This window comes from Pseudomonas sp. UBA6315 (assembly GCF_002438125.1).
Classification (GTDB): Bacteria; Pseudomonadota; Gammaproteobacteria; order Pseudomonadales; family Pseudomonadaceae; genus Aquipseudomonas; species Aquipseudomonas faucium.
Genome location: NZ_DJTF01000156.1, coordinates 1 through 5,726 on the forward strand (window position 1 = coordinate 1; position 5,726 = coordinate 5,726).

The 5,726-nt window shown below is 62.6% G+C and carries 7 protein-coding genes; 4 read left to right on the top strand and 3 right to left on the bottom strand.

The window, feature by feature from the left end; all coding sequences use genetic code 11:
- Positions 1-1,463 (top strand): SpoVR family protein (locus B3E94_RS18115; protein WP_286914549.1); only part of this gene is annotated, 1,463 nt, incomplete at its 5' end.
- Positions 1,464-1,522: 59 nt separating this feature from the next.
- A complete protein-coding gene (locus tag B3E94_RS18120) occupies positions 1,523-2,638 on the top strand; it encodes a multifunctional CCA addition/repair protein (RefSeq protein WP_286914551.1) in 1,116 nt (371 codons plus the stop codon).
- A 121-nt stretch (positions 2,639-2,759) separates the two neighbouring features.
- Here the strand turns inward: B3E94_RS18120 and folK are convergent, their stop codons facing one another.
- The gene (gene folK / locus B3E94_RS18125; protein ID WP_286914553.1) at positions 2,760-3,269 is read right to left on the bottom strand and encodes a 2-amino-4-hydroxy-6-hydroxymethyldihydropteridine diphosphokinase; all 510 of its coding nucleotides are present in this window, start codon (positions 3,267-3,269) and stop codon (positions 2,760-2,762) included.
- Complete coding sequence (gene folB / locus B3E94_RS18130; RefSeq protein WP_176517390.1) at positions 3,260-3,616, bottom strand: dihydroneopterin aldolase; 357 nt, start codon at positions 3,614-3,616, stop codon at positions 3,260-3,262. The genes folK and folB overlap by 10 nt, the downstream gene beginning before the upstream one ends.
- A 74-nt stretch (positions 3,617-3,690) precedes the next feature.
- Between folB and plsY the strand changes: the two genes are divergently transcribed.
- Entirely contained in the window at positions 3,691-4,260 is a 570-nt protein-coding gene (gene plsY / locus B3E94_RS18135) for a glycerol-3-phosphate 1-O-acyltransferase PlsY (protein ID WP_286914554.1), read from the top strand.
- 15 nt (positions 4,261-4,275) lie between these two features.
- Here the strand turns inward: plsY and tsaD are convergent, their stop codons facing one another.
- Complete coding sequence (gene tsaD / locus B3E94_RS18140; protein WP_176517388.1) at positions 4,276-5,301, bottom strand: tRNA (adenosine(37)-N6)-threonylcarbamoyltransferase complex transferase subunit TsaD; 1,026 nt, start codon at positions 5,299-5,301, stop codon at positions 4,276-4,278.
- Positions 5,302-5,505: 204 nt separating this feature from the next.
- Between tsaD and rpsU the strand changes: the two genes are divergently transcribed.
- Positions 5,506-5,721: a 30S ribosomal protein S21 gene (gene rpsU, locus B3E94_RS18145; protein WP_003255575.1), complete on the top strand. Its 216-nt coding sequence runs from the start codon at positions 5,506-5,508 to the stop codon at positions 5,719-5,721.
- The last annotated feature ends 5 nt before the right edge of the window (positions 5,722-5,726 follow it).

The following is a 5,726-nucleotide window of genomic DNA, read 5'->3' on the forward strand; positions in this document are numbered from 1 at the left end:
ACGCCCTGGACACCTACCCCAACCAGATCGAAGTGATCACCGCCGAGCAGATGATGGATGCCTACGCCTCCGTGGGCATGCCGCTGGGCTATCACCACTGGTCCTACGGCAAGCAGTTCCTCAGTACCGAGAAGTCCTACAGCCGCGGCCAGATGGGCCTGGCCTACGAGATCGTGATCAACTCCGATCCCTGCATCGCCTACCTGATGGAAGAAAACACCATGTGCATGCAGGCACTGGTGATCGCCCATGCCTGCTATGGCCACAACAGCTTCTTCAAGGGCAACTACCTGTTCCGCACCTGGACGGACGCCACGTCGATCATCGACTACCTGGTGTTCGCCAAGCAGTACATCGCCCAGTGCGAGGAGCGCCATGGCATCGACGCCGTGGAAGACCTGATCGACTCCTGCCATGCGCTGATGAACTACGGCGTCGATCGCTACAAGCGTCCCTATCCGATCTCGGCCGAGGAGGAACGCCGGCGCCAGAAGGACCGCGAGGAGCACCTGCAGCGGCAGATCAACGACCTGTGGCGCACCATCCCCAAAAGTGCGGAAAAAGGCGGAGACCGCGACGATGCGCGATTCCCCTCCGAACCTCAGGAAAACATCCTCTACTTCATCGAGAAAAACGCCCCACTGCTCGAATCCTGGCAACGCGAAGTAGTACGCATCGTGCGCAAGATCGCCCAGTACTTCTACCCACAGCGCCAGACTCAGGTCATGAACGAAGGCTGGGCGACCTTCTGGCACTACACGCTGATGAACGACCTTTACGACGAGGGCCTGATTACCGAAGGCTTCATGATGGAGTTCCTGCAGTCACACACCAGCGTGGTGTTCCAACCCGGCTTCGATAGCCCCTACTACAACGGCATCAACCCTTACGCACTGGGTTTTGCGATGTACACCGACATCCGCCGGATGTGCGAAAACCCCACCGAAGAGGACCGCCGCTGGTTCCCAGACATCGCAGGCAGTGACTGGCTGTCCACCATCAAGTTCGCCATGAGCAGCTTCAAGGATGAAAGCTTCATCCTGCAGTACCTGTCACCCAAGGTGATCCGCGACCTCAAGCTGTTCAGCATTCTCGACGACGACCAGCGCGACGACCTGGTGGTGCCGGCCATTCACGACGAGGCGGGTTACCGCATCATTCGTGAACAACTGGCGTCCCAGTACAACCTCGGCAACCGCGAGCCGAACGTGCAGATCTGGAGCATCGACCGCCGCGGCGACCGTTCTTTGACCCTGCGTCACCAGCAGCACAACCGCAAACCGCTTGGCGACTCCACCGAAGAGGTGCTCAAGCACCTGCACCGCCTGTGGGGCTTCGACATCCACCTGGAAACCGTGCAGGGCGAGCAGGTGGTCAAGACCCATCACATGCCTCCCCGTGGCGAGCACGGCGAAAGCGGCGACTATGGCCGCATGGACCTGGCCGTCATTCATCACCTCTAGCGCAAGGCACCGCCATTGCTGCCGACAGGGTATCCTGTGGGCAGTAATGGAGGTTGCACATGCACATCTACAAAGTCGGCGGCGCGGTACGCGATCGCCTGCTCGGGCGCCCGGTGAGTGATATCGACTGGCTGGTGGTCGGCGCTACCGTCGAGCAAATGCACGCCAAGGGCTACCGCCCGGTGGGCGCTGATTTCCCGGTTTTCCTGCACCCCAAGACTGGCGAGGAATACGCCCTGGCCCGCACCGAACGCAAGAGCGGGCGCGGCTATGGCGGCTTTACCTTCCACGCAAGCCCGGACGTGACGCTCGAAGAGGACCTGATTCGCCGTGACCTGACCATCAATGCGATGGCCGAGGACGACCACGGCAACGTCATTGACCCCTACGATGGCCAGCGCGACCTTGAGCAGCGCATTCTGCGCCACGTTTCGCCGGCGTTCGCCGAAGATCCCCTGCGTGTGTTACGCGTGGCGCGCTTCGCCGCACGCTATGCGCCGCTGGGCTTTCGCGTTGCCGATGAAACCCTGGCGCTCATGCGGGAGATCAGCGAATCGGGCGAGCTGCAGGCGTTGACCGCCGAGCGCAGCTGGAAAGAGATCGAGCGCGCGCTGATGGAGGACGAACCTCAGGTATTCATCCAGGTGCTGCACGATTGCGCGGCCCTGCAACAGCTGATGCCGGAGCTTGACGCCGATGCAGCCTCGCTGGCTGCGCTGATCCAGGCCGCCAAGCATCATCAGCCCCTGCATGTGCGCTGGGCGTGCCTGTTGCAGGGCCTTGATCCTGCATCGATCAAGGCACTGAACCAGCGCTTCAAGGCACCACGAGAATGCCAGGAACTCGCCCTGCTGGTGGGCGAATACGCGGGGCATGGGCGCAAGGCCCTCGAACTCGCCCCCCAGACCCTGCTGGAGCTGCTGCACAAGTTCGATGTGTATCGTCGGCCGCAGCGCTTCGAAGACTTCATAGCCGCGTGCGAAATGGATGCACGTGGTGCGGGCGCACCAAGTTATCCACAGGGTGACTACCTACGCGGCGCAGCCGCGGCAGCCAGGGCGGTGGACGTGAAGCCCCTGGTGGCGGCGGGGCTGACTGGGCAAGGACTGGGAGAGGCGCTGAAGGAAGAACGACTGAAAGCGCTACAAGACTACAAAGGCGGCGCTGGCCACTGAAGCCGCCCTAATCGCTTGCGCAATTTCTGTGGGAGCCGGCTTGCCGGCGATGAGGCCAGCGAATCATTGCAGCCTTGGGTAGCCTTTCAGTGCCCTATCGCCGGCAAGCCGGCTCCCACAATTACCCAAGCGTCAGCTGCAGCCCACGCCACTCGAACGGCACCGGCGCCAGCACCTGTTCGATACGTGCCTCCTGCCACAACTGAGCCATGCACTTGCCTACCCCCGGATGTACAAGGTCAGGCGCCAGCAGCGACAACGGCCACAGCACGAAGGCATTTTTCAGGATCTCGGCCCTGGGCAGTACCAGGCCATCGTGGTTACCGTGCAGATCGTCATACATCAGCACATCGATATCCAGCGGCAACCCCTTGCGGTCAGGAGCATAACGGCCATTGTCGGCCTCGATGAACTTGAGCCGGCGGTCCAGTTCCATCAGCGGCAGGTCAGTCTTGCCGGTCACCACGAAGTTGATGAACGGGCCGCTCTTGATCCCCACCGCCTGGCTCTCGAAGGCCGGAGAACAGCGCATATCGGTGAGGATGGCAGCCAGCGCATCGAGCCCGGCGCACAGGTGCGCGTGGCGCTCGATGTTGCTGCCAAGGCCCAGGTAAACCGTGCTCAGAGGCATCCGCGCTCGATCTCCACGCCAACACCACCACGGGCCGCAGGAACGGCGCCCGGCTTGGTCAGCTTCAGCCGCACCCAAGGAATGTGGAACTCTTCCATCAGTACCGCGACCAGGCGTTCGGCGAAGGTTTCCACCAACTCGAAGCGTGCCTGCTCGGCAAAGGCCTGGATGCGCGACGAAACGCTGGCATAGTCCAGCGCCAGGTTCAGGTCGTCACCGGCCGCGGCCGGGCGGTTGTCCCAGGCAAAGCTCAGGTCCAGGCGCAAGCATTGGCGAATATCCCGTTCCCAGTCATAGGCACCGATGACGGTCTCGACTTCCAGGCCTTCGATGAACACTCTGTCCAAGCACTTCTCTCCACAACACGACAAGGGCGACTGGCGCCGTTAGAATCAGGGCGTCCTCGCCCGGAATAGTTAGCATGTTTTGGTTACTGGCGCTGCTCGCCTACCTGCTTGGCTCGCTGTCCTTCGCCATCGTCCTCAGCCGCCTTTCGGGCAGCCCGGACCCGCGTTCCAGCGGTTCAGGCAATGCCGGCGCCACCAACATGCTACGCCTGGCGGGCCGTAAACTGGCGATCCTGACCCTGCTTGGCGACCTGTGCAAGGGCTTGTTGCCCGTGCTGCTCGCGCGCCTGGCCGGCCTCGACCTGCAGGAACAGGCCTGGGTCGGCATCTGCGCGGTGCTGGGCCACCTGTTCCCGGTGTACTTCCGCTTCCAGGGCGGCAAGGGCGTCGCCACTGCGGCCGGCATGCTCATGGCCCTGTACTTTCCGGCCGCGCTGCTGGCCATCGGTGCCTGGCTGCTGACCTTCTACCTCACCCGCACCAGCTCCCTGGCTGCCCTGATCGCCACACCGCTGACCCTGCCGTTGCTGGCCTGGCGCGAGCCCGAGGCCCTGCTGCCAATCAGCGTGCTCACGGTGATGATCGTCTGGCGTCATCGCAATAACCTTCGCGACCTGTTCGCCGGGCGCGAACGCCATTTCTGACGTTCCCCTGTCCGTTTACAACGGTGGCAACTGCTCCATTGGCCAGCGCGCCTGCACGCTGATCGCCAGGTCCTGCTGTTGCCCGGCCAACAGCCGCTGGCAGCCGGCATAGGCGATCATCGCGCCATTGTCGGTGCAGAACTGGGGACGCGCGTAGTACACGTTGCCTTTGAGCCCGGCGAGCATGTCCTCCAGAGAGGCACGCAGTGCCTTGTTGGCGCTGACGCCACCAGCGATGACCAGGCGCTTGAGGCCGGTCTGCTTGAGTGCGCGCTTGCACTTGATGGTCAGAGTCTCCACCACCGCCTGCTGGAACGCCAGGGACACGTCGCAACGGGTTTGTTCGTTGTCGTCGCCAGCATCGCGGCATTGCTGCCAGGTGTTCAGGGCGAAGGTCTTGAGGCCGCTGAAGCTGAACTCCAGGCCCGGGCGATCGGTCATCGGCCGCGGGAACACGAAGCGCCCTGGCACACCGCGCTCGGCCAGGCGAGCGATTTCCGGGCCGCCGGGGTAGTTCAGGCCGATCAGCTTGGCCGTCTTGTCGAATGCCTCGCCGGCAGCATCATCCAGGCTCTCGCCCAGCAGTTGGTACTGGCCGATGCCATCGACGCGAACGAGCTGGGTGTGGCCGCCGGACACCAACAAAGCGACGAACGGGAATTCGGGAGGGTTTTCCTCCAGCATCGGCGCCAGCAGGTGGCCTTCCATATGGTGTACGCCGATCGCCGGGATGTCCCAGGCGAACGCCAGGGCCTGGGCGCACGAGGCGCCGACCAGCAGCGCACCGACCAGGCCAGGGCCCGCAGTGTAGGCGATCGCGTCGATCTCGGTGGCCACGCAGCCGGCCTCGTCCAACACCTGACGGATCAACGGCAGCATGCGCTTGACGTGGTCACGCGACGCAAGCTCGGGCACGACCCCGCCAAACACACGGTGCAGGTCGATCTGGCTGAACAGCGCATCGGCCAACAAACCGCGCTCACTGTCGTATAATGCGACGCCGGTTTCGTCGCAGGATGTTTCCAATCCCAGTACTAGCATGGGCTCGTCCCTTGTGGGGGCTGAATTCGAAGCCGCGCATGATAGTCCCCGTGCCGGGTGCCGACCAGCGGTTTTCGATCAGAGGCTTTGCATTCCGGCGTACTAAGGGTTAACATCCGCAACCCTTGAAAACCGACGTTCTCCAGCACACCTTTGTTTTGCCAGGAGCACGTCTACCCCGGTAATGAATTAAGGTAGCCCTGGATGCCAGCCGTCAAAGTTAAAGAGAACGAACCCTTCGACGTAGCTCTGCGTCGTTTCAAGCGCTCCTGCGAAAAAGCCGGTGTACTGGCTGAAGTTCGTAGCCGCGAGTTTTACGAGAAGCCGACCGCAGAGCGTAAGCGCAAAGCAGCTGCTGCTGTTAAGCGTCACGCCAAGAAAGTTCAGCGCGAACAGCGCCGCGCCGTTCGTCTGTACTAATACAG